Annotated in this window: 25 protein-coding genes, 1 pseudogene and 1 riboswitch; of the genes and pseudogenes, 7 read left to right on the top strand and 19 right to left on the bottom strand. The window is 40.5% G+C overall.

Annotated elements, in window-relative coordinates:
* Nucleotides 1–5 precede the first annotated feature (5 nt).
* From ACQKIC_RS02090 to ACQKIC_RS02120, 7 genes are all read right to left on the bottom strand, one after another.
* On the bottom strand, nucleotides 6–662 hold the full coding sequence (locus ACQKIC_RS02090; RefSeq protein ID WP_402874105.1) for an urea amidolyase associated protein UAAP2: 657 nt from the start codon (nucleotides 660–662) through the stop codon (nucleotides 6–8).
* Complete coding sequence (locus ACQKIC_RS02095; protein WP_427590886.1) at nucleotides 662–1,399, bottom strand: urea amidolyase associated protein UAAP1; 738 nt, start codon at nucleotides 1,397–1,399, stop codon at nucleotides 662–664. Before ACQKIC_RS02095 ends, ACQKIC_RS02090 begins: the two co-directional genes overlap by 1 nt.
* A 34-nt stretch (nucleotides 1,400–1,433) precedes the next feature.
* On the bottom strand, nucleotides 1,434–2,738 hold the full coding sequence (locus ACQKIC_RS02100) for an APC family permease (protein ID WP_402874099.1): 1,305 nt from the start codon (nucleotides 2,736–2,738) through the stop codon (nucleotides 1,434–1,436).
* Nucleotides 2,739–2,829: 91 nt separating this feature from the next.
* Nucleotides 2,830–2,937: riboswitch (guanidine-I (ykkC/yxkD leader) on the bottom strand.
* A gap of 345 nt (nucleotides 2,938–3,282) precedes the next feature.
* Complete coding sequence (locus tag ACQKIC_RS02105) at nucleotides 3,283–4,047, bottom strand: DUF1129 family protein (protein WP_427590887.1); 765 nt, start codon at nucleotides 4,045–4,047, stop codon at nucleotides 3,283–3,285.
* Nucleotides 4,048–4,078: 31 nt separating this feature from the next.
* Complete coding sequence (locus ACQKIC_RS02110) at nucleotides 4,079–4,399, bottom strand: PadR family transcriptional regulator (protein WP_427590888.1); 321 nt, start codon at nucleotides 4,397–4,399, stop codon at nucleotides 4,079–4,081.
* Between the two features lie 301 nt (nucleotides 4,400–4,700).
* Nucleotides 4,701–4,910 carry a helix-turn-helix transcriptional regulator gene (locus ACQKIC_RS02115; protein ID WP_427590889.1) on the bottom strand — a complete coding sequence of 70 codons (210 nt, stop codon included), beginning with the start codon at nucleotides 4,908–4,910 and terminating at the stop codon, nucleotides 4,701–4,703.
* 2 nt (nucleotides 4,911–4,912) lie between these two features.
* Complete coding sequence (locus tag ACQKIC_RS02120; protein ID WP_427590890.1) at nucleotides 4,913–5,278, bottom strand: DUF3796 domain-containing protein; 366 nt, start codon at nucleotides 5,276–5,278, stop codon at nucleotides 4,913–4,915.
* Between the two features lie 83 nt (nucleotides 5,279–5,361).
* On the opposite strand from ACQKIC_RS02120, the pseudogene ACQKIC_RS02125 reads away from it, so the two are divergent.
* Nucleotides 5,362–5,445: pseudogene (locus tag ACQKIC_RS02125) on the top strand (recombinase family protein); the annotation flags it as partial.
* Nucleotides 5,446–5,477: 32 nt separating this feature from the next.
* Here ACQKIC_RS02125 and ACQKIC_RS02130 read toward each other — a convergent pair.
* Together ACQKIC_RS02130 and ACQKIC_RS02135 are read right to left on the bottom strand one after the other, a co-directional pair.
* Nucleotides 5,478–5,633 (bottom strand): hypothetical protein, encoded by a 156-nt coding sequence (locus ACQKIC_RS02130; RefSeq protein WP_427590891.1) that lies wholly within the window; start codon nucleotides 5,631–5,633, stop codon nucleotides 5,478–5,480.
* Nucleotides 5,634–5,792: 159 nt separating this feature from the next.
* Entirely contained in the window at nucleotides 5,793–6,314 is a 522-nt protein-coding gene (locus ACQKIC_RS02135; RefSeq protein WP_427668516.1) for a GNAT family N-acetyltransferase, read from the bottom strand.
* A gap of 142 nt (nucleotides 6,315–6,456) precedes the next feature.
* Between ACQKIC_RS02135 and ACQKIC_RS02140 the strand changes: the two genes are divergently transcribed.
* The gene (locus ACQKIC_RS02140) at nucleotides 6,457–7,383 is read left to right on the top strand and encodes a ketopantoate reductase family protein (RefSeq protein WP_427590893.1); all 927 of its coding nucleotides are present in this window, start codon (nucleotides 6,457–6,459) and stop codon (nucleotides 7,381–7,383) included.
* A gap of 219 nt (nucleotides 7,384–7,602) precedes the next feature.
* Here the strand turns inward: ACQKIC_RS02140 and brnQ are convergent, their stop codons facing one another.
* Nucleotides 7,603–8,967: a branched-chain amino acid transport system II carrier protein gene (gene brnQ, locus ACQKIC_RS02145; RefSeq protein WP_427590894.1), complete on the bottom strand. Its 1,365-nt coding sequence runs from the start codon at nucleotides 8,965–8,967 to the stop codon at nucleotides 7,603–7,605.
* 33 nt (nucleotides 8,968–9,000) lie between these two features.
* Nucleotides 9,001–9,981 (bottom strand): proline racemase family protein, encoded by a 981-nt coding sequence (locus ACQKIC_RS02150; protein WP_427590895.1) that lies wholly within the window; start codon nucleotides 9,979–9,981, stop codon nucleotides 9,001–9,003.
* 246 nt (nucleotides 9,982–10,227) lie between these two features.
* On the opposite strand from ACQKIC_RS02150, the gene ACQKIC_RS02155 reads away from it, so the two are divergent.
* The gene (locus ACQKIC_RS02155) at nucleotides 10,228–11,220 is read left to right on the top strand and encodes a proline dehydrogenase family protein (protein ID WP_402874090.1); all 993 of its coding nucleotides are present in this window, start codon (nucleotides 10,228–10,230) and stop codon (nucleotides 11,218–11,220) included.
* A gap of 83 nt (nucleotides 11,221–11,303) precedes the next feature.
* Here ACQKIC_RS02155 and ACQKIC_RS02160 read toward each other — a convergent pair whose 3' ends face one another.
* A complete protein-coding gene (locus tag ACQKIC_RS02160; RefSeq protein WP_402987165.1) occupies nucleotides 11,304–12,596 on the bottom strand; it encodes a sigma 54-interacting transcriptional regulator in 1,293 nt (430 codons plus the stop codon).
* A 138-nt stretch (nucleotides 12,597–12,734) separates the two neighbouring features.
* On the opposite strand from ACQKIC_RS02160, the gene pruA reads away from it, so the two are divergent.
* Nucleotides 12,735–14,279, top strand: a complete 1,545-nt coding sequence (gene pruA, locus ACQKIC_RS02165) for an L-glutamate gamma-semialdehyde dehydrogenase (RefSeq protein ID WP_402957277.1) — start codon at nucleotides 12,735–12,737, stop codon at nucleotides 14,277–14,279.
* A 166-nt stretch (nucleotides 14,280–14,445) separates the two neighbouring features.
* Here the strand turns inward: pruA and ACQKIC_RS02170 are convergent, their stop codons facing one another.
* Entirely contained in the window at nucleotides 14,446–14,919 is a 474-nt protein-coding gene (locus tag ACQKIC_RS02170; RefSeq protein WP_403124739.1) for a DUF4306 domain-containing protein, read from the bottom strand.
* 19 nt (nucleotides 14,920–14,938) lie between these two features.
* Nucleotides 14,939–15,220, bottom strand: coding sequence for a hypothetical protein (locus tag ACQKIC_RS02175; protein WP_403124741.1), 282 nt, complete (start codon nucleotides 15,218–15,220; stop codon nucleotides 14,939–14,941).
* A gap of 174 nt (nucleotides 15,221–15,394) precedes the next feature.
* On the opposite strand from ACQKIC_RS02175, the gene ACQKIC_RS02180 reads away from it, so the two are divergent.
* Nucleotides 15,395–16,048 carry a DUF6944 family repetitive protein gene (locus tag ACQKIC_RS02180; RefSeq protein ID WP_403124744.1) on the top strand — a complete coding sequence of 218 codons (654 nt, stop codon included), beginning with the start codon at nucleotides 15,395–15,397 and terminating at the stop codon, nucleotides 16,046–16,048.
* Here ACQKIC_RS02180 and ACQKIC_RS02185 read toward each other — a convergent pair.
* Complete coding sequence (locus ACQKIC_RS02185) at nucleotides 16,045–16,452, bottom strand: VOC family protein (protein WP_403124747.1); 408 nt, start codon at nucleotides 16,450–16,452, stop codon at nucleotides 16,045–16,047. The two genes, ACQKIC_RS02180 and ACQKIC_RS02185, sit on opposite strands and share 4 nt — an antisense overlap.
* Before the next feature lie 138 nt (nucleotides 16,453–16,590).
* Between ACQKIC_RS02185 and ACQKIC_RS02190 the strand changes: the two genes are divergently transcribed.
* Together ACQKIC_RS02190 and ACQKIC_RS02195 are read left to right on the top strand one after the other, a co-directional pair.
* Nucleotides 16,591–17,352, top strand: a complete 762-nt coding sequence (locus tag ACQKIC_RS02190; RefSeq protein WP_427590897.1) for a YqjF family protein — start codon at nucleotides 16,591–16,593, stop codon at nucleotides 17,350–17,352.
* 130 nt (nucleotides 17,353–17,482) lie between these two features.
* Nucleotides 17,483–18,175, top strand: coding sequence for a hypothetical protein (locus ACQKIC_RS02195; RefSeq protein ID WP_403124749.1), 693 nt, complete (start codon nucleotides 17,483–17,485; stop codon nucleotides 18,173–18,175).
* A 55-nt stretch (nucleotides 18,176–18,230) separates the two neighbouring features.
* Here ACQKIC_RS02195 and ACQKIC_RS02200 read toward each other — a convergent pair whose 3' ends face one another.
* Genes ACQKIC_RS02200 through ACQKIC_RS02215 form a run of 4 tightly spaced genes read right to left on the bottom strand, consistent with a single transcriptional unit; the run spans nucleotide 18,231 to nucleotide 21,331 of the window.
* Nucleotides 18,231–19,406: a hypothetical protein gene (locus ACQKIC_RS02200; RefSeq protein WP_403124751.1), complete on the bottom strand. Its 1,176-nt coding sequence runs from the start codon at nucleotides 19,404–19,406 to the stop codon at nucleotides 18,231–18,233.
* A 34-nt stretch (nucleotides 19,407–19,440) separates the two neighbouring features.
* Nucleotides 19,441–20,262 carry a hypothetical protein gene (locus ACQKIC_RS02205; protein WP_403124754.1) on the bottom strand — a complete coding sequence of 274 codons (822 nt, stop codon included), beginning with the start codon at nucleotides 20,260–20,262 and terminating at the stop codon, nucleotides 19,441–19,443.
* Nucleotides 20,263–20,270: 8 nt separating this feature from the next.
* Nucleotides 20,271–20,957 carry an ABC transporter ATP-binding protein gene (locus ACQKIC_RS02210; protein WP_402987179.1) on the bottom strand — a complete coding sequence of 229 codons (687 nt, stop codon included), beginning with the start codon at nucleotides 20,955–20,957 and terminating at the stop codon, nucleotides 20,271–20,273.
* A complete protein-coding gene (locus ACQKIC_RS02215; protein ID WP_402957265.1) occupies nucleotides 20,954–21,331 on the bottom strand; it encodes a GntR family transcriptional regulator in 378 nt (125 codons plus the stop codon). The genes ACQKIC_RS02210 and ACQKIC_RS02215 overlap by 4 nt, the downstream gene beginning before the upstream one ends.
* Nucleotides 21,332–21,365 lie beyond the last annotated feature (34 nt).

A 21,365-nucleotide genomic window follows, 5' to 3' on the forward strand; every position in this document is an offset into this window, starting at 1 on the left:
CTTATTCACCCTTCCCAAATTAGTAGTTGAATTGGTGTTGGATTATACGCATTACATGGATTGTTGAGCTGTGGACAGTTGCTAATGAGCACCACTGTACGTGTGATGGCACGCATCTCCACATATTTACCTGGAGCGGAAACTCCATCATCAAATTTCAGGCCGCCCTCAAGTGTGACAGGCACATTCATGAAGAAGTTTACATTAGGGGATAAATCACGTTTTTGCATGTGTTGATATTGATCGCTTTTCGCTAACTGCAACATATATGTGTCACGGCAATTGTGCATGGGTAACGTTTCGCGGGCATAACGTACTGTATTGCTTTGGGCTGAACATGAGCCGCCTAGTGTATCGTGACGCCCACACGTATCGGCGACAATTTCAACTAGTTCTGTACCCATCTCGGACAGTAAAACGGAGCCTGTTGATAGATAGATATTTTTTTGTTTCTGAATCGTTTTAACCGCGCTATAGTGATCTGTCGGTACCTCTGCATTGAAAAATAATGTATCTGCTGCTTGATTGCCTTCCAAGTCCACGATTCGTAATACTTGGCCCGGTTCTAATGTATGTAACCAGCCATCGCCCGCTAACAACCTTTTCGAATAAATGGCCTTCGCCTCTTGTCGTTCACTTTCAACATTATTAAATACAGCCATTAGAGAACGCCTCCTTGTGTAAGTTGTACATATTCCCACGTATTCTCATATGCGCGCTTATTTTCATCGCGGTGAAGGACGCATGGATCATCTCCGGTTGCAGGCATCGTATCCTTTACTTCCACGGTTACTTCCGCTTGTGGATAAGTGGTCGCTTCCGATAATGGATGGGGCGTATTCGACAGAGCCATGAAAACATCCATCTCCGTCCGTAATGTCACTGTATCTCCAGCTTTTACATGATCGGGTGCTAGATGCATATAGCCTGCATCATCACAGGATACTTTTGAAAATAAGTTGACAACAGGTCCTAAATCTTGGCGGCTTAAGCCATTACGGAACAATTCGATAAGCAAGTTATCTTCTCCATTACGATAGCGTTCATTGCGTGATTCTTGATACGTTGTTTCGCCGAATTGTGAGTCAATTTGCGCTTTTGTCGAATAACCGCCGATGGTATCATGCCAGCCGACAGAATCTTCGGTAATGCTCGCTAGAACACGGCCTTGGTCACTCATTAATACATTATGCTTCGTAAAAAAGGCAGTATATTGAGCTTTTAATGAATCCGGCATATTGTAGCGTTCTGCCAAATCATGTGCGTTAAATAGCAACAACGATACATTCGCTTGTTCCGCTGACACGGTAAAGGTAATTTCTTTGCCGCGTTTGATGAACGCCGACCATTTGCCCCCTGCTGGAATGACTTTTGATACGATCACACTTGTCTGTTGCATATAACCGCCTCCTATAGATTGAATATTCTGATTTTTAAACCAACTTTTTATCTAAATTCCTTAAACTCGGTGCCGTGATTCTATTTTTCAAAAATAAGTAGACAAATCCAAAGGCAACCCATGCTCCCCCAATCCATAAAGTATGAGGATCGAGTAGCGTCCATAACCATCCGATGAACAACACCCCAATGCTTGGGAAAACCAGATAGAAGAAGGTGGCTTTGAACCCTCGATTCTGCTCCTTGATATAGTAGTGGGAAATAACGCTTAAATTAACAAAGATAAAACCGGTCAAAGCGCCAAAGCTGACGAACAATACCGCCGTATCAAGGTTGATGAAAATGGCTGATAAGGAGATTGTTGATACAAACAAAATGTTAAGAATGGGTGTACGTAGTTTTGGATGTAATGAAGTAAATACCTTTTTCGGTAAAACGGATGCTTCCCCTAATGCATAGAGAAAACGTGTTACACTGGTCATTGAAGACAAGCCTTGTGTGAATGTCGCAATAATCAGCACCATGATGAAGAGGGTACTAAACAAATTGCCGCCGACCATTTGAATCAAGCTATACGCCGCATTGTCTGGATCTGCAAAGCTGAATGCCGGGAATGCAATAGCTGTTAAAAACGAGATCATCGCGTACAAAGTGATTGCGATGAAAATAATATAAAAGATGGCTCGTGGAATCGTCTTTTTCGAATCAATTGTTTCTTCTGCCATTGTTGTAACCGCATCAAAACCTAAGAAGCAGAAACAAATCAGTGACGCACCGGAAAAAACTGATACAACTGAACCCTCACCAACCAGCAATGGTTCTAAGGTGAATAAAGCACTGGCACCTTGATTAAGGACAATGTCTTTAGCTGTCAATAAACAGAAGATGAGGATAAACCCGATCTGGACCAACACTGAAAAGCCACTAATGCGTGCTGCCGATCCAATTCCGATAATATTCACAACCGCTAGCACAATGTTCATCAGGATAATCCAAACGAATATTGGGATGCTTGGAAACTCAGCGTGCATAAAAATCCCAAATGTTAAAATGGCGATAATCGGAGAAAATAGGTAATCGATCAATAACGCCCACCCGACCAAAAACCCAGCCTTTGGGTGAATCGCTTTACTCGTATAGGTGTACGCAGAACCTCCGGTCGGATACACTTTAACCATTCGACTGTAACTATACGCAGTAAACACAATGGCAAGAAACGCCACGATATAAGCGGGGGTCATTAAGCCATCGGCTGTTTCAAATACCACACCATATACCGTAAAATAAATCATCGGTGTCATCCATGCTAGCCCCATAACAACAATTTGTGATGTCTTCAAACTTCTCTTAAATTGTACGTTGCTGATAAGCATCTACCCCTTTCATCAATGGCTATAAAAAAAGATAAAAGCCCGGGTGAACTATACTAAGTTCTCCCGGGCTTTTATCCCTCCGTGTATATAGCAGTATGATTTGCTATACTCTTTCTCTCGGTCCAGACTTCAATATAGATTGAACGGAACCCTAGAAAGATATTTTATGATGTTGTGCTCTGTTATAATAACCCAATTATAGTCAGAATGTTATGAAAAGTCAACACGTGATGTTACATTTTATAACATCAATTGAATATTTCTATATCTGGAGTGGATTTCCAAGAGAAAAATCGACCCTAAGCCAAGATGAACCAAAGAAATCATTTCTTTCGTGAATATGGGGTGGTCTCATTTCATTTCTTTTAGGAAGACTCCCATTCTATTAATCCTTTCCAAAAAGAAAAGGACCCAATTTGGTCCTTTAAGATGTTCTTTATTCAACTGACTCACCTGTTGGGTTAATAACAAATTAAGAGTTGAAAAATGTTTAATAAATGATCCGATTTTTCTAGTTAGTTTGTTCGTTGATCATTTTATGATTAATATATAAATAGATTGCAATGCCACCAAATGTGATAATGGTTGACAGAATTGATCTTGTATCGGAATTAACATGGATGTATTTAAATAGAAAATCTGGTAATACAAGCAGAGCCAAAATAATTGGTACAACCCATGTCTTTGCCCACAAGGAAACTCCAATTAAAAAGGTAAAGGCCAATATTACAGCGATAATTATACCAATACTACCAAAGTGGAACATAGGCGTTTCTATAAGACGGTTTACATACATGAATCCTACAAATAGTACTATTGGTAACACACTAACCAAAGAATAAAGTGCGTATTCTTTTTTTCTTGATAAACTATTTACAGCTACGAATTTAAAAACACTTCCTATTGCAATTATACAAATTAAGCTAACGATAAAAAATCCAATGATTTCAAATAGGGAGTACGACAAGTGTCCTTTAACAGCATTTGTTAAGATGGAATAGGAGAGAGCTCCAAATATAATCAGTAACATGAATTTAAACAAGCTCCTTCTGTTTGTGGTCATCTCATTCGATAGCTGCTTCATATATTGTTCAGGAGACTCTCCGACAATGTCATCTACTGTTTTCCCTCTCGCTTCAGCCTCAATTAAATGATCTTTCAATTCTTCAACAATTGCATCAACATCATCATCTTCTTTACCACTGGAAAATAGATAAACCTTTAAGTTTTCTAAAAATGATTGGCTTTTTTTTGATAAATCTTGTTTTATTTTCACTAGGGTTTTCATCTCCTTAACGTAATTATTTTCATTTCATACGTAAAACTGAGTTTACGGAACTTTGGATCTTATCCCATCTCTGGATGAATTGCTGTAATTCCTCTTCTCCTTTTTGAGTAAGTGAATAATACTTTCGTTTTGGACCGGCTGTAGACTTTTTTAACGTTGATGTAACCAATTCTTCTTTTTGGAACCGTATGAGAAGCGGATAAATCGTCCCTTCACTAAAGGAATCAAAGCCATATTGCTCAAGTTTTTCCGCAAGTTCATACCCATAAACTTCTTTCTCATGGATGATTGCCAATATGCATCCATCTATAAGGCCCTTTAACATTTGAGTTGTAGACAAAAAATATTCACCTCTCCCTTACCCTTGCATTGCAAGGTATTAAATCCTACACTATCACGGAATACCTTGCAATACAAGATATTGGTAAATAAAATCATGTTAAAATTTCTTGTTCAATTACCTACCCTGATAATCGAACAAGAAAGATTTATATCTCTAACATGAATATAAGACTATTTTTCACAAACTAGAACTACACTTTCATTTAGTACAGGAATGCTGCCCCGATAGTAAAAAAGCTCCTCTTTTTTTCTTCCACAATCGCGCCCGATTGTGGAAGATTAGGAAAGAACATCTCCTTTTATTTTTCAAATTCAAAATGAAACAAGTCGTCAATTGAAGCATCTAATTCTATTGCAATTCGAACGGCTAATTCCAAAGAAGGGTTATATTTTGCATTTTCTAGACGCATAATTGTTTCTCTACGAACACCTACACGTTGTGCAAGTTCCTCCTGGGTTAAATCTTTTAAAAGACGATATTTTTTTAGCTGTGTTGTAAAAACTGTCATCATTACTCACCCATATCATATTTATAAGTCAAAAACGCCCATAAATTCGTTCCTAGAGCGAAGGTTAGAGCTAAGATAATTAATTCCAATCGATATAATAATTCATAATCTCGCGAAATAAAACTTAATAGCAAGCTGCTCAAAAATCCAAAACAGAAGGCGAAGCGAAAAGCTATTGATCCTGCAAGATTGCGATTTTTGATTAAACGTTCATCTTCCTCGGCACCTAATTTATTCCACCAATAATATTGAAATCCTCCAAAAAAGGCAAAGAATAAATACATCGCTGGTGTTCCTTCAATGCCATAAAAGCCTAATAATCCTAAGAATCCAATGAGCCAACTCTTGTTAGTTAATGTTCGTTTCAACAGTTACCCCTCCAAAAAAGTGATATATTTGTATCTTTATGAGATAAATATATCACTTAAGGTGGATCTTTGTAAATAGTAAAACGGCTGCAGGACGACCAGCAGCTAAATCACGTGGGCGCCTTTGTGGACGTCCTGAAAAATTTGGACCGAAAGATATTGAAATGTTCCTCAATTAAATTACGTTAAAAATAGAACCTTATTTATAAGCTATAATAAAAGATAGAAAGTGGTTAATGCCAATTGGCAGCTTTTCATGGTGCAAACGTACACGAATTATCATATCTAATGCTTTATGAAATTTTTGAGATTCATTTTGCATGGCAGTAATTAGGCGACGTTCATTTTCATACATAATAACCTCCATAAAATAGGAACAGCTTTTATAGATTCGATTAAAAATCCGTTACTAATTTAGCATAGTGTATGATTATAAAGAATTGCACGTTAAAAAGGCCGCCAAATGGCGGCCTTTTTATGGAGCTAAGCACCCGTAAACTTAACAATGAAGACATTAGAAAGGCCATTCATTTAGTTGTATCGGCGTTATTTCTTTCTTCTCCCAATCCCTTCTAATGAATGCATAGCAAACCGAGTCCGATATACTCCCATCATTATTTTCCCAAGCATCTCGTAAGTACCCTTCTTTAACAAATCCGCATTTGTTACATGTTTTTCTCATAGCTAGGTTGTCACTTCGTGTATAGGCTTCTATCCTAATCTTCTTATCGGGTAAACCAAAAAGATAGTCTACAATCCAATGAACAGCTTTCGTTCCAACCCCTTTTCCTCTAACACTTTTGTCTAAACGAATGTCAAAGGAAGGGATGGTGTCGGTTATATCATGTATTATAATCAATCCGATTTTTTCATTGTCTTTTTCTATCCAGATAGTTTCCTTATCTTCTTGATACCACCCCTTATGGTACGCTTCGACAATTTGTTCGCCAGAAGGTTTTGGGTCTGGGTGATAAGGCCACGTATTATTTGTCAGTAGGGAAATTAAATCATGTAACTCATTTTCAAATTTGACCATTTTAATTCTGTCCATTATTCCCTCGCTCTACTCCCTTTCTTTTTGCCTTCGATATACTACTGTTATAGTAATTAAAAATATGAGAATATTCAATAAATTATGTTAGAATGCTAATGGGACATGTACAGGAGGTAGAGGAAAAATGACAATGAAAAAAGTTTCGATTATTGGGCTAGGTGCATTAGGGGTTTTGTTTGGACACCATTTGTCCAAGAAGATGAGAACAGAGGATTTACGGATCATAGCTGATTCCGATCGCATTATGCGATATGAAAACGATAAGCTTTATAGTAATGGGGAGCCTTGCCATTTTCACTACGTTACACCTGAAGAAGACTGCGGGCCGGCAGATTTATTGATCGTTTCCGTTAAATATAATGGGTTGAAAAATGCCATTGAATCGGTAAAGAACCATGTCGGAGATGATACCATCATTATTTCCCTACTGAATGGCATTACAAGCGAAACTATTATTGGCGAAACGTATGGAATGGATAAAGTATTGTATTGTGTGGCCCAAGGCATGGATGCAGTAAAGGTCGGCAATGAACTAACCTACGAACATATGGGTATGCTCTGCTTTGGTTCAAGGGAACCTGGTGTCATTTCACCACAGGCAAAAAAGCTGGCAGAATTCTTTGAACAGATGGATGTGCCTTTTGAGGTGGATACGGATATGTATAGAAGACAATGGGGGAAATTCATGCTGAATGTAGGGGTCAATCAAACGGTTGCTATCTATCAAAGCAATTATGGCGAAATTCAGCGAGAAGGAAAAGCCAGAGACATGATGATTGCAGCCATGAGAGAAGTAATTGCTTTGTCAGAAAAAGAAGGTGTCCATTTAACGGAAAAGGATCTGGGGTATTGGCTGAAAGTATTAGGGACATTAAGTCCAAATGGCAAACCCTCCATGGCTCAAGATGTAGAGGCGCAACGAATCAGTGAAGTCGAATTATTTGCTGGAACGGTTATTGAACTGGGAAGAAAGTATCAAATGCCCACTCCTATCAATCAAGAACTATATGAGAAGATCAAATCGATGGAAAGGCAATATTCCGTTCAGTGATGGTGGACTCCGACGGAAGTCGGCTGATTTTTTTAGTTTTAGAAAAAAGGATGAACGAAACTGCTTTGCTGGCTAATCCTTTTCTGTAGCCCTTCATACGTTCATTATATTTTTTTATGATATTCCATAGGCTTAACAACTTTCAAAGAATTGGAAAACCTCTACCCTGGCCACCAATCGATTGGCAAGAGTAGAGGTTTCGGCCTCATTTCATAAGGCTCACTTTGATAGTGTCGAGTTGTATTCCATCTCTACGTCACTATTCTTTTGAGACTTATTTTTAAAGAACATACCCACGATAAAGCCGATGATGCCGGTAATGATCCAGCCTGCGCCGTTCGTGAAAAATGGAATGAAAGAGAAGATGTTATTAATGGTTGAGGTAGCTAGATTCGCATCTTTTAGTGCATCCAAAATGGCGACAAATGTAACGCCCACGATGGTTCCGATATAAACCGATTGAGCTCCGCCAAATAGTTTGTCTAAGAAAACTAAAGCAATTAATGCGATAGCAATCGGATATAACAACATTAAGACCGGGGATGCCATGTTAAGAATCGTATTCAAGCCAAAGTTCGTGATGACCAAGCTCACGGCAGAAATCAGAATCAACCATTTTTTGTAGGAAATCGATGGAATGATCCGTTCAAAATATTCCGCCACGGCCGCAAGACAAGCAACATTGGTCGTAATGCCTGTCAGGAAAATGACCACACCGATTAAGTACAGGCCCACTTGCCCAAACAAAGACTTAGACGCCAATGCAATCAGTTCACCACCATTTTGTTTATACCCGATGGCATCGACACTGGACGCACCGATCCAAGCCATGGAAACCTGCAATAAAATCAGGCCTATCAACGTGACGACCCCCGCTTTAATGAAGACCGAGGAAACTTCCTTAGCTGACTTCACACCTAAAGCATCGACTGATTTGATGAAGATGCCGCCAAATACAAATGCCGCTAAAACGTCCATTGTGAAATAGCCTTGCGTAAAGCCTTTTAAAAAGGCAGCGGTTGACGTTTCATACCCAGCACCTGTTGCAGGGGCATGAATCGAACCCATGGGCGTGAAGATGGATTTACCAACCAAGATCACAAGCAGGACCCCAAAGATTGGTGTGATCATTTTACCGAGTCGATCCACGAATTTAGAAGTTTCCCAGGATAAATAGATGGTTAGTCCAATGAAGATGATAGAGAAACCCAGTAAGAAAAATACGTGCATAGTAGATTGAGGAATCAACTGGCGAATGCCGATTTCATACACGACACTCGTTGTTCGGGGAATGACATATAAGGGCCCTAACGCTAGAAACAGAAGGACACTAAATACTAGAGCGAACTTGGGGTGCACCCGGCTCGCCAATTTTTCGACGGTCCCGCCCCCTTTCGTTAAAGCAATGATTGCGAGAATGACCAAACCAACACCCGTGATGAGAAATCCACCCATCGCAATGACGGTGTTCGTACCGGCTTCTTGACCAAGAACCGGGGCGAAGATGACATTCCCAGCACCTAAAAACATAGCGAAAAGCATGAACCCAATGATAATAATCTGATAGTTTGATACCGATTTCATGGAAGCGCCTCCAATTATGTTATTGTAATAAAATTAAATAGAGAATCCTGTTTCATACACATCATGGTTCTGTAATACAAAAAGGTGTTCCCCAGTAATCCATGCTGATCCTGTAATCTCAGGAATTACGGCTTCAATCCCCGCTACTTCTGTATGCTTCACTACCGTCCCTTTGAACTTCGATCCGATAATGCTTTCCTGAATGATTGATTCGCCCGCTTCCAGGTCCAAGGTTGCCATTTTCGCACAAGTTCCTGTCCCACAAGGTGATCGGTCTATTTGCCCATCACCGAATATGACAACATTCCGATAATGGTTAGGCCCTACCTTTTCGCTGATTTCTATTAAATCAACCGTATTGATTTCCGGCTTCAACGGATGTTCGATGGATAACTGACTGTTCAATTTATCGCGGATTTCCAAAGCCTTATGTATCATTTCGTTTTTATTTTCCAGTGAGATCTCTATTCCTAAATCATGAGCATTCACTATTCCAAAAAAACTTCCCCCAAATGCCACATCCACGTTTACCTGTCGATCATCTGACAGGTGAACAGGGGTTTCCTTGTAGAGAACGAATGACGAAACGTTTTGGAATGACACGCTTTCGACCACGTTATCTTTATACGTAATCAAGCACTCTATCAAACCTGCAGGCGTATCAATGAACACTCTATCTTTTTTAGGTATGAGCGCTTTCGTTAGACACATGGTTACAGTCCCAATCGTTCCGTGGCCACACATGTTCAAGTAAGATCCGCTGTCCATGAAGATGACGCCTATATCCGCCTTGGGATGTGTCGGTTTTGTTAGAATGGCTCCGAACATATCTTTGTGTCCACGCGGCTCATTCATCAGCAACTTGCGGAAATCATCAAAATGATCTCGCACATAATTCTTTTTATCCATCATGGTTTCCCCCATGATTTCAGGGAATCCATCGATGACAATTCGTGTAGCTTCCCCCATCGTATGCGTGTCGATTGTTTGAATTTGTACGTTATAATTCTCCATCACTACCCCCTATATTTTACAAACATGAAATTAATACACATCATAATTCATAAATAGTTTTTTGAAAAGACAGAAAATAAAGATGTTTATATTTTGAATACCTGGAAAATATTTATTTTTCCTTGAAAACCCTTTATTACCAAAGCTTATTTTCAAAGTTTCACAGAAAAAGAAAAAAAAACGATTTGATTTTCTTGAAAAAATATTATAATCTTCAAATAATTTCATAATTTAGGGGGCAATCACATGATTTTACGTGATTTTTTTATTCATCTGTCAGAAAATAAAACCTTGAACAGCGCTGCACAACGGTATGGGTTAAAGCTTGGGGCACAAAGTGTGGTCGCAGGGACGAACATTGAAGAAACGATTCATACCATCAAACATTTAAATCAACAAGGTATTTCCTGTACAGTAGATAACCTTGGTGAATTTGTATTCGAAAAAAGCGAAGCGACGGCAGCAAAGGAACAAATCATCAAGGTAATCGAAGCCATTCATGAAAACCAGGCAGATGCACATATATCCCTCAAACCATCACAGCTTGGTTTAGATATTGATTATGATTTTTGTCTTCAGAATTTATTAGAAATCGCTGAAAAAGCGAAGGAATATAATATTTTCATCAATTTCGATATGGAAAATTATGAACGCTTACATCCCTCATTCGATTTGATGGAAACGGTCCAAGAACACTTTGGTAACGTAGGGACCGTCATTCAGGCTTACTTTCACGAATCGATGGAGAATATCGAGCGATTCAAGGATTACCGTTTACGAATTGTAAAAGGAGCCTACAAAGAACCTGAAACGATTGCGTATCAAAGTAAAGAGGAAATCGATAAACACTATATCGACCTGATTGAATACCACTTATTGCACGGAAAATTCACATCGATTGCGACACACGATCATCGTGTCATCAACCATGTTAAGAAGTTCGTCATCCAAAATAATATCCCTAAAGAAAAATTCGAATTCCAAATGCTTTATGGCTTCCGTAAAGAATTACAGCTAGAGCTTGCAAAAGAAGGATATAATTTCTGTACATATGTCCCATTTGGCGCCGATTGGTATGGATACTTCATGAGACGATTGGCCGAAAGACCTCAAAACCTGACATTGGTCACAAAGCAAGTCTTCAACAAGAAAACAAATATCGGGATCAGCGTAGCGACCGGAGCATTTATACTGGGCCGACTTTCAAAAAGACGTGCAGTTAAGCAAAAAACACGATAAGGCAAACTGGATGATTCCCGTCGTTTTCGGGAGTCATTTTTTTATACAGGAAAACCCGAATGACCATCATTCGGGTTTTCCTGTTACTCATTGAATTTTTTGAGGCGGTATTGCAGGCTTTGCCTCCGAAGGCCAAGTGCTTTTGCCGTTTGCGAAACGTTGCCATCGAACATTTTCAAGGCATTTTGGATATAGTACTCTTCGACTTCGTTCATGAATACGCTTAATGGACGAATATCTTTTTCATTTTCCGCTACAAACATGTTCCCCGTCGTATCGGAAAGCTCCTCGCTTTGGATCTTCCACCTGAAATAAATCGGCAGCATATCAAAATCAATGGATGTTTCATTCGTCATCGTACTGGTTATATCATCCAGCAATACTTCTAGCTCTTTTAAATTTCCTGGCCAATCATAATCGAGAAAGATCTGTTCCACTTTAGCTGAAAGCCCTTGGATCCGGCTTCCGGTATTATTGCGATAGCGCTTAAAGTAGTCCGATATAAATGGCTTAATATCTTCTTTTCGATCACTTAATGCGGGGACATTTATACAAACCGATGCAAAGAAGTAATATAAATCCTTGGAAAGCTGCCCTTTCTCGATCAAATCAATCGGGTCTTTTCCGACGCTTGCTATAAAAACGTGACTCTCAAGATGTTCCATGAACAGATTAAGAATCCTTTCCTGACCTTCAAGGGAAAGGTATTCCACACGCTCACAAAAAATCGTGACCTGTTCATTTTTATCGATTTGCTGCTTCAGCTGGTCGATCAACGCTTGTTCATCATTCCGGCAAATCAGTGTAATGAAATGATCATTTTCAGGGTTCAAATCATGATGGATCCCTTCTGCAATCATGTCCTTTCCCGTCCCGGACTCCCCATAAAGCAAAACAGGCATCCTCGTTTTGGCAGCCATCTTGGCCCGTTCGATCACCCCTGCCATAAGTGGGGAAACAGCTGTAATGATATCGAATGTGAGGGGTTGCCCATACCGCCGCAATGGTTGATAGGCCATTAATTCCCTCTCGGTAATATCCTTCGATATCTCGACAGCGCCAATCAATTCATCGTCTTTTTTAATCGGCAGAATATCGGAAATCGTCACAATTTCCTGACCGACACGATTCCAGAAATTCATTTTGTAGTTCTTAATCGGCTCACATGTTTTCAGGACCCGATAAAGATGGCTGTCATTAATTTTAGCGATCATTTCTTGCTCGAATTGATCTTCCTCAAGCGAATGAATCCCTTTTAGCTCCCGCATTTTTGCATTATAGATCACGGTTTTCCCCTGAGCATCCACGGCGTGTATTCCTGCTGAAATATTGTCCGTGATATATTTATAAATCTCGTGCAAATCTTGCTGTTTCATTGGAACACCCCTTTTGAATTTTTGTAAATTTTCGGAAAAGTTATTGTAATATGCCAAAAAATGTTGCATTATATATATATTAACAATAACATAAGTGCACAATTATTTGGCACCCGTGATTATAAGGAGGATATTAAATTGATTCCATACACAACTGAACAACTAACTGACTTTTCAAAAAAGGAAAACCAACAAGCTTACACTGAGGCCATTCAAAAGGTTCAAAGTGAACTTGGAAAAGATTATCCATTAGTTATTGGTGGGGAACGCATTACTACTCATGATAAAATCACTTCTTACAATCCGGCTAAAAAAACCGAAGTCGTAGGCACTGTATCTAAGGCAAACAAAGAACTGGCTGAAAAAGCGATGCAAGTTGCCGATCAAACATTCAAAACTTGGAGCAAAGTAAAACCTGAAGTTCGGGCTGACATTCTATTTAAAGCAGCTGCGATTACAAGACGTCGTCGTCATGAAATGTCTGCAATCATGACAATCGAAGCAGGTAAACCATGGGTGGAAGCAGATGCTGACACAGCGGAAGCCATTGACTTCATGGAATATTATGCACGTCAAATGCTCGAAATGAAAGACGGAAAACCAGTAAAAAGCCTTCCAGGCGAATATAATAAATTTGGCTATATCCCACTAGGTGTCGGTGTCATCATTTCACCATGGAACTTCCCATTTGCAATCATGGCCGGGACAGCCGTGGCAGCAGTGGTTACAGGGAACACCATCTTACTGAAACCGGCATCCACAACACCAATCATTGCGTATAAATTCATCGAAATCCTTGAAGAGGCCGGCCTTCCAGCTGGTGTCGTGAACTACATCCCAGGACCTGGTGGTGAGGTTGGCGATTACTTAGTCGATCACCCACGCACTCGCTTCATCAGCTTCACTGGTTCACGCGATGTCGGTTTGCGCATTAACCAACGCGCGGCAGCAGTAAACGAAGGACAAATTTGGATCAAGCGCGTCATTGCCGAAATGGGCGGGAAAGATACCATCGTCGTCGACAAAGAGGCCGATCTTGAATTGGCTGCACAGTCCATCGTTAAATCCGCGTTCGGCTTCAGTGGCCAAAAGTGTTCTGCATGCTCACGGGCCATCATCGTCGAAGATGTTTACGATACCGTGTTGGACCGGGTGGTTGAATTGACAAAAGAACTAACCGTCGGAGATCCGACCGACCATAATAACTTCATGGCTACCGTCATTGATGATAAAGCCTTCAAAAAAGTGACAAGCTACTTTGACGTCGCAAAAGAAGAAGGCCGCATCCTAACGGGTGGTGAAGCGGATGATTCAATCGGCTACTTCATTCAACCAACTGTTGTCGCAGATGTAGCACCAAGAGCACGCTTGATGCAAGAGGAAATCTTCGGTCCAATCGTCGCCGTTTCCAAAGCAAAAGACTTTGACGAAGCTCTAGAAATCGCCAATAACACAGAATACGGTTTAACGGGTGCAGTCATTTCAACAAACCGTGACCATATCGAACAAGCACGCGAGGACTTCTTCGTAGGGAACCTATACTTTAATCGTGGCTGTACAGGAGCAATCGTTGGGTACCAACCGTTCGGAGGGTACAATATGTCCGGAACTTGTTCAAAAGCAGGCGGCCCTGACTTCTTGACGTTGCATATGCAATCCAAATCAGTATCTGAAAAATTGTAAGAACCTCTAGTCCATATCGAGTTTCTTCCTATTATATAGGAAAGATAAAATCATGAGCCACAAAAAAGGAACAGCCCTATTAATGCGGGCTGTTCCTTTTTTGTGGCTCATATATTCCGAGTTTCTTCTATATATATATATATTCAAATTCATAGAGTACCTATAACTAAGCCACTCTTTTGGATGTGGGTGTCCATTTAAAGTAGTACAACGCTCCGAGCAAGATGGACACTATACCCAAGATTAGAGAAATCCCCTTGAAGAAATGGCCCCCAACCGTCGGTGAACTCCAAATCAAACCGCTCATGAGCAGCAATAAAACGCCCAGCCCAGTTAGGAAGAAAGCCGATTTTTTCTGGCTTCCTTTACTTACTGTAAGGCCCGTTAGCGTGACTAGATATAATAGTGTCAACATCATAAGTGCCGGGAACAACGGCCTGAACTTGGCCGCGTACACAAAATAGTCCAGATTGGAAATATCCTCCGGGCCTTCAACTTGAGTGTGTAATAGCTCCGAAAAAGGCGTCGAATATTCCCACTCCCATGGATTGTCCAAGATTTCGCTTCCTTCATACCACGCACAAAACGTGAAAATCATAAGGAACAGCATCGCCATTATGACCTGTATTGCACCCTTCATCGTCATGTCCCCTCCCCTCTTACATGGTCGTATACATATAAACCAATAAGAACCAAACCAACGCATATCCGAAATCAAGCAGATAGACTTTCCTTTTTTCCTTTTGTAAATAGCTTTCCAATCCATCTATAATCGAACTTATACCCGCTAATAGGAAAATCAGCTTTAAGTAAAAGAAATCTTTTCCGTTGATGATTGCCATCACTAAAAGGATGATCATCGCTACCGCAATCATCGTATGAAGGATCATATTCGCTTTTGTTCTTTTCGCATTTCCTCTCTTTATAAAAAATATCCCCATTTGAACCCCCGCCTACATGGTTAATAACATTCTTATTTTTTATTAAAAGGTAAATAACTCCCTATCCAGTTTAACATAAATATCCAAATTATATGATATTCCTCATCGTTTACCTGTACATAAACGTACTTCCCGGAATACCATAAGGTAACTTCTTGTAAGGGGCGTTGGACTATGAATACAAGCGGAGAAGACCTCCTTATTATAGGGGCATGGATATTGGGAATAGGATCGGTTGTTGAGGCGATTGGGCAGACCCAGCAATCCTTAACAAGTTCTGATTTAGGAAAGGATTTAATTGTTCAAGGCAATGGAATCGAGGCGTTCGGTAATTCGCTGCAAGCCATCGGGAGAACCAAACTGTTCAATCCAGAATATCAACAGCTCTCGCAAATTTATTCGATTATTGGCGCCTGGCTTGAAGCTACAGGGAATACGGCAAATTCAGTTGGGATCAGTATTGAACTGAGTGGTGAAGAGGAAGAAGGCTTAAAAATTGATACCTTAGGTAGTGGCATCCAAGGAACTGGCGCCGCTTTTGAAGCATTCGGAGGCTATATTTCAGAGGACTCTCCGTTCAGGTCTCTCAATATTACGGGAAACAGCCTCATATCATTGGGCTCTTTCCTAGTCGCAATCGGCAATATCTTCATCTTACAGGAACACACGGAAATTGGTGAAATAATCTTGTTGGTGGGAGGATGGATTCAAGTCATTGGGGCATTTGTCTTGATTAACGCCATTACAATTGAGGTAGAATCTGCATCAGCCCCTGTAAATGATAGTAATCCTTATTCGTATCACCACTATCATTTTGCCCATCCCTAAAGGGATTCAACAGGAGCAACCAATTCCACTTTCAATCTATCGGGATCCTCGAAGAATACAGCATAATGGTCCTTCCCACCAGCGAACGGATGCCTGTCGGGATAAAGAATGCGCATTCCCTGCTGTTTTAATTTATGTGTCATCTCATCCACTTCCTGGCGTGAGCTTGCATGAAAGGCTAGATGATTAAGCCCCACTCTTCCCCTATGAAAGGGAATTTCGAGAAAACGCTTCTCTGCTTGAACAAACACCACATACAGATCATCGATTCTCCAGCTCCTCCCCCCATCCCATTCCTGGAAAGGACGATACCCTAGCTCCTCCAAAAACCAACTCCAAAATGTCACGGTTCTTTTCAAGTCGGAGACATTGATCTCGATATGATGAATGAAGCCTTTTGACATATGCGCACCTCCATTTGTTATATATCGAAAACCGGTTCATTTTGATATACTACCAGTAACTGGTTTATTTTAGCATAAATGAAAGGAATAGATGCTTGCAACAGGTTTAAAGCAGCCGTGAATAAGGAGGAGAACAACATGAAAGACCAACCTAAACACTTCAACGAAAACAAATGGGACGATAGCCATCGTTCATGGCCATTGCCACGATTACCCTGGACGATGAAACAGACATGGAATGATCTATTGTTTGCCCATTATCCAATAAAAATAGAAGCCTTACAAAAGTTAGTACCTGCCGTACTGCCTTTAGATTCCTTTGACGGCATGGGGTGGATAGGCGTCGTTCCGTTTCATATGACTGACATCCGCTTAAGAGGGCTCCCTCCCGTTCCAGGCACGGATCGATTTCCGGAACTCAACGTCCGGACTTATGTTACGGTTGATGGAAAACCAGGGGTGTACTTCTTTAGTCTGGATGCCTCCAATATGCTTGCGGTCAAGACTGCCCAAACTGTATACCACTTGCCATATAAGTTTGCCGATATGAATGTGCAACGCAGCGGTGATGTTATCGATTATATTAGCAAGAGAAGAAACGGCAATCAAACATTCGAGTGTACATACAAACCAACCTCAGAACCGTATCTTGCCGAAAAAGGTTCTTTCGATGAATGGCTTACAGAGCGTTATTGCCTATATACACTAAACAATAAAGGAGTGCCGCTTCGCTGCGATATCCTGCATAAACCCTGGCCACTCCAGCATGCTGAAGCGGATATCAGACAGAACACGATGCTGACCAACCAAGGCATTCATGTTGAAAACGACAAGCCCATCTTGCATTTTGCAAAAACATTGGAAGTCCGGATGTGGCCATTAGTCCGTGCGACCGACTAAATGATGGGATATAGCCATTTTATCGGTCAATGTTGAGCATTTATCGGTCAAAATTGGAATATATCGGTCAATTGCCCCTATTTATCGGTCAAAATCGGCATTTTATCAGTCTACAAACGGAGGTGTCATGATGAAAAAATGGATAGGGATGTTGACATGCAGTTTATTCCTTGTCTCTTGTAATGCTCAAGAATCAATCATTGAGTGGGTCGATTTCGTTAAAATCAATGGCAAACAGTATGAAGGGGTCCATTCCGCTTTCCTTGCCGATTCCACTTCTATCGGGGAAAAGATAGGAGAAGTGAAGTTCAAAGTCGCGGATCATGTATTCGATGTCGATTACAAGACGAAAGAAGGTGACGCCGCATTCTGGGAAAAGGGTACGAAGGTTTTTGCCATACAAGGGGAGCCTGAATTTGCTGCTATTCAGTCAAAAGACGAGATCAATGGGTATGCAATCTATCATGAAGTTACGGAGAATCAAACATTTCGGGGCAAATACGAAGACATCGATGAAGAATCGATCAATCGAATAGATATATATAAAGAGGATAAAGATAATCATCCTGTACTGACCCATTCATTATCGGATAAACATGAGATACAAGCTATGACCCTGATACTTAACGAAGGAAAGACGAACGCCAGCTTTAATCCGAATACCAGCCAAGGAGACCCGACTGGCTATCAACTCGCATTCTATACCGAAGAACCGATCGCCTATACGTTCCCCTTATTTTTCGATGGGGAACAATGGTATTGGATACCATGGGATACCGTTCTTTTATCAGATAATGTTGAGAGATTCATAACGGAAAAATAGAAGACTTATAAACCTGAAAAACTCCCCTTCTTCAAGGGGAGTCGCGGCATGGATTTTATTTGATAATTACATCATGCAATTGAATGAGATAGTTCTTATCTTTCTTTTGATCGTGCGAATCCTTCACCAATTTGCCTCTATAGAGCGTCTTTCCTGTTTTCGCATCGACAATCAGCAATTCATCTGCGGTAATGGCAAAGATGCGTCCATCCTTTATCTCAGTGAAATCAACAGATCCCGGTTTGTAGTCATTTATTACTTTCTGTTTATCGATATCGAAGGTGAGGATATGCATCATCCCTTCCTCCCATCCTGTCACGTAGAGAGTCTCCCCATCAACGGAAAAGTCACTTTCCACAGATTCAAAGGTGATATCCTTTTCATTTGGAATCTTGATTTTTTCCAGTTTCTTCGTGTCATAATGATACGCGTAAAGAGAGCTTTCCCTTTTTTTCTCCGTGAATCCTCCCTCTTCACTATACCTGCCTTTTACTAACGCCAGTAAGAACACATGATTGGCCATCCCTCTATCGACTTTTGACGGCATGGCGAAATGTCCTTCATTGGATGAATCAAATGTTTCGGACAAAAGTGTTTCATCAGCCACCACTTTTTTACCGGCTAAATCGATGGTATAGAGATGGATTTCATCTGTATCTTTTTCATTGTCTGTTTTCACATCATTTTGAGTAAGGATTTGTAATTTCGATTGAACGAATTGGACATCCCTGACTATGATGTTCTCGTATTTTGCTTGTTCTGGGACGTCTATTTCAAAAGACTTTTCTTCCTTGTTTTTCTTTGCCAAACTATCAATAATAAAATTCAAGCTATACTTTCCATTCTTATCATCGCCATTCATGGTTACGATCGTCAGATTATCTTGATCTTCATAATAGGTTTCAATAAATGCTTTACCCCTCATGAATGAACGGTACTCTTTCACTAACCGGTTATAGTTGGGGTCGTAGTAACCGAGTAGGTTTTCATAATACGACCGTTCTTTTTCATATTTCAATTGATTGGATTCCAAACGAAAGGATTCATTTGAACTTCCCTCTTCATACATTCCGCTTACAAGGACGGATTCTAATTCTGTTTCGTCACCTTCGATTGTTTTAAATGTAAGTTTGGGAAGGTTTGAAGCGTAAGAAGTTACTTGAGCATAATACGTTCCGATGCTAAGAATCATAACGACGACGATGAGGATGCTGCTGATATATCGTTTCACCCTGTTCACTCTCCTTATATTAGTTGGTGGGACTTTATACGGTTACACGTTTCTTTAACAACCAAGAGCCAAGCCAGATGGAGACGGCTGTAATGATAATCCCCAAAGCGATTAAACTACCGAAGATTTCTGATGGATAAAGAGAGATTCCGTTAGAACCATTCAGCCAAATAGGCGATAGAAACAATGCGCCCGCGAGTACGGAATAGATAATACCTAGCACAATCCCCTTGATCCGGTAACTTCTTTCCAACATGATGGCTGTGAACAGGACAAACAGGATCATCAGCCCGATTCCATAGGAAATGATAAATTGAGTGAACGAGTTAGGAATGATGAGCGCTAACACTGGTTTGGATTCAAGGATGGTCATCACACTCATTTTTGCGGTTAGGAACACTTCCGGCATCATGGAATTGAACAGAGCATTCTCCATCGGCAGGATGATCAATTGTAAGGCAATCAGTCCTAATACCATTAAGAAAATCGCTGTAGCTTTGGATAAATAGAGAGATAATCTCGTAGTCGGCAGCATCAACAGGCGATAAATAAAAGTATTTTTCCCGAACCAATCACGGTACCAAATTAGAAAGATGTAGAATATAAGGGCAACGGCACACAACGCAATCGGTCCTAAAAACCAGAGCGACCCTGAAACCAAGTTAAAGTTCACTCCGCCATACACTTCTAAATAAGTAGCTTCGGTCAATTTTTCTTCTAACATGGTTTGATCAGTTTTATTTAAGAATCCTTGTACTTTAATGATCACGCCTACAAATTGCGAAAGAATCGTGATCAACAACAATGAAAAATAGATTTTACTAAAACGGTTGATTTCGAAATTGACTAGCTTCATATAACGCATCATCCTTGATACACCTCTCTCATTACATCGACTACTGATTTTCCTTCCTCTTCACGCATATCTTCCGTATTGAACTCTTTCAATACATTTCCGTTTCCAAGTAAGATGACCTTATCGATTAAATGTTCAATATCACCGATTTCATGGGTCGTGATGATAACTCCCCTGTCCTCGATCAAGTGACTGGCAAAGACGTCGGCAATTTGTTCCCGGCTAAACATATCGATGCCGGAAAATGGTTCATCCATTAGCACGTAATCCACATCAAGAGACAGACCCAGCATCAGGTTGACTTTCGCCGTGTTCCCTTTTGATAAATCTGATATCCTTGTGTTTTCCTCCAGTTTGAAAAAATCCAGCAACTCATTGGCTCTTGACTGATTCCATGTTGTATAGAAATCGTTCATGAAAACCATCGCCTGCTTAATCGTCATTTGCGGAAGCATAATCGGAGCGTCCGGAATGAAGGTAATCTTTTCATATCGGTCTGTATCCAGTTTTTCATTATCAATCAGAATTTCCCCGCGATATGGCGTCAATCCCATAATGGCCTTCAACGTCGTGGTTTTCCCTACACCGTTTATCCCGATCAGGCAGGTGATTTCCCCTTTCTTCGCGGTAAAAGACATACCATCCAAGATTTTCTTACGGCCGTACTTCTTAGAGATTTGCTTCACTTCGATCATTTCTCTTCCCCCTCTTTTACATATTTATCTTTCACGACCTGAAGTAGCTCATCAACCGGTACATTAATGGGACGAATGGCCTCTACAAAAGAATCGACCGCAGCAAGAATAAGCTCCTGTCGGACATCATGTAACATCTCTTCATTCGTAGTGATTCGACTTGGGAAATTTCTTTCAGTATGAATCAAACCTTGTTCCTCCATTTCTTTATACGCCTTTTGAGCCGTATTCGGATTAATATTCAATGTTGCCGCCAATTCCCGGCGTGAAGGGATTTCCTGTCCCGCAACTAACTCTCCAATGGCCATCTGTTCTTTGAAATGCCTCACCACTTGCAAATAAACCGGCTCACGGGCATTAAACGAAACGTTCATTAAACCACCCCTATATTTAATAAAAGATCTGATA

The organism is Peribacillus sp. NPDC046944, assembly GCF_050272735.1.
In the GTDB taxonomy this organism is placed as follows: domain Bacteria; phylum Bacillota; class Bacilli; order Bacillales; family DSM-1321; genus Peribacillus.

Bases quoted from the DNA above. Each gene is read 5' to 3' on its own strand.
- ACQKIC_RS02195 (WP_403124749.1), top strand. From the start codon at position 17,483: ATGAAAAAATGGATAGGGATGTTGACATGCAGTTTATTCCTTGTCTCT.
- ACQKIC_RS02160 (WP_402987165.1), bottom strand. From the start codon at position 12,596: ATGAAACAGCAAGATTTGCACGAGATTTATAAATATATCACGGACAAT.
- ACQKIC_RS02180 (WP_403124744.1), top strand. From the start codon at position 15,395: ATGAATACAAGCGGAGAAGACCTCCTTATTATAGGGGCATGGATATTG.
- ACQKIC_RS02115 (WP_427590889.1), bottom strand. From the start codon at position 4,910: ATGACAGTTTTTACAACACAGCTAAAAAAATATCGTCTTTTAAAAGAT.
- ACQKIC_RS02095 (WP_427590886.1), bottom strand. From the start codon at position 1,399: ATGCAACAGACAAGTGTGATCGTATCAAAAGTCATTCCAGCAGGGGGC.
- ACQKIC_RS02170 (WP_403124739.1), bottom strand. From the start codon at position 14,919: ATGAAGGGTGCAATACAGGTCATAATGGCGATGCTGTTCCTTATGATT.
- ACQKIC_RS02135 (WP_427668516.1), bottom strand. From the start codon at position 6,314: ATGGTCAAATTTGAAAATGAGTTACATGATTTAATTTCCCTACTGACA.
- ACQKIC_RS02215 (WP_402957265.1), bottom strand. From the start codon at position 21,331: ATGAACGTTTCGTTTAATGCCCGTGAGCCGGTTTATTTGCAAGTGGTG.
- ACQKIC_RS02130 (WP_427590891.1), bottom strand. From the start codon at position 5,633: ATGTATGAAAATGAACGTCGCCTAATTACTGCCATGCAAAATGAATCT.
- ACQKIC_RS02090 (WP_402874105.1), bottom strand. From the start codon at position 662: ATGGCTGTATTTAATAATGTTGAAAGTGAACGACAAGAGGCGAAGGCC.
- ACQKIC_RS02150 (WP_427590895.1), bottom strand. From the start codon at position 9,981: ATGGAGAATTATAACGTACAAATTCAAACAATCGACACGCATACGATG.
- ACQKIC_RS02210 (WP_402987179.1), bottom strand. From the start codon at position 20,957: ATGATCGAAGTGAAGCAAATCTCTAAGAAGTACGGCCGTAAGAAAATC.
- ACQKIC_RS02190 (WP_427590897.1), top strand. From the start codon at position 16,591: ATGAAAGACCAACCTAAACACTTCAACGAAAACAAATGGGACGATAGC.
- brnQ (WP_427590894.1), bottom strand. From the start codon at position 8,967: ATGAAATCGGTATCAAACTATCAGATTATTATCATTGGGTTCATGCTT.
- ACQKIC_RS02205 (WP_403124754.1), bottom strand. From the start codon at position 20,262: ATGAAGCTAGTCAATTTCGAAATCAACCGTTTTAGTAAAATCTATTTT.
- ACQKIC_RS02175 (WP_403124741.1), bottom strand. From the start codon at position 15,220: ATGGGGATATTTTTTATAAAGAGAGGAAATGCGAAAAGAACAAAAGCG.
- ACQKIC_RS02185 (WP_403124747.1), bottom strand. From the start codon at position 16,452: ATGTCAAAAGGCTTCATTCATCATATCGAGATCAATGTCTCCGACTTG.
- ACQKIC_RS02140 (WP_427590893.1), top strand. From the start codon at position 6,457: ATGACAATGAAAAAAGTTTCGATTATTGGGCTAGGTGCATTAGGGGTT.
- ACQKIC_RS02155 (WP_402874090.1), top strand. From the start codon at position 10,228: ATGATTTTACGTGATTTTTTTATTCATCTGTCAGAAAATAAAACCTTG.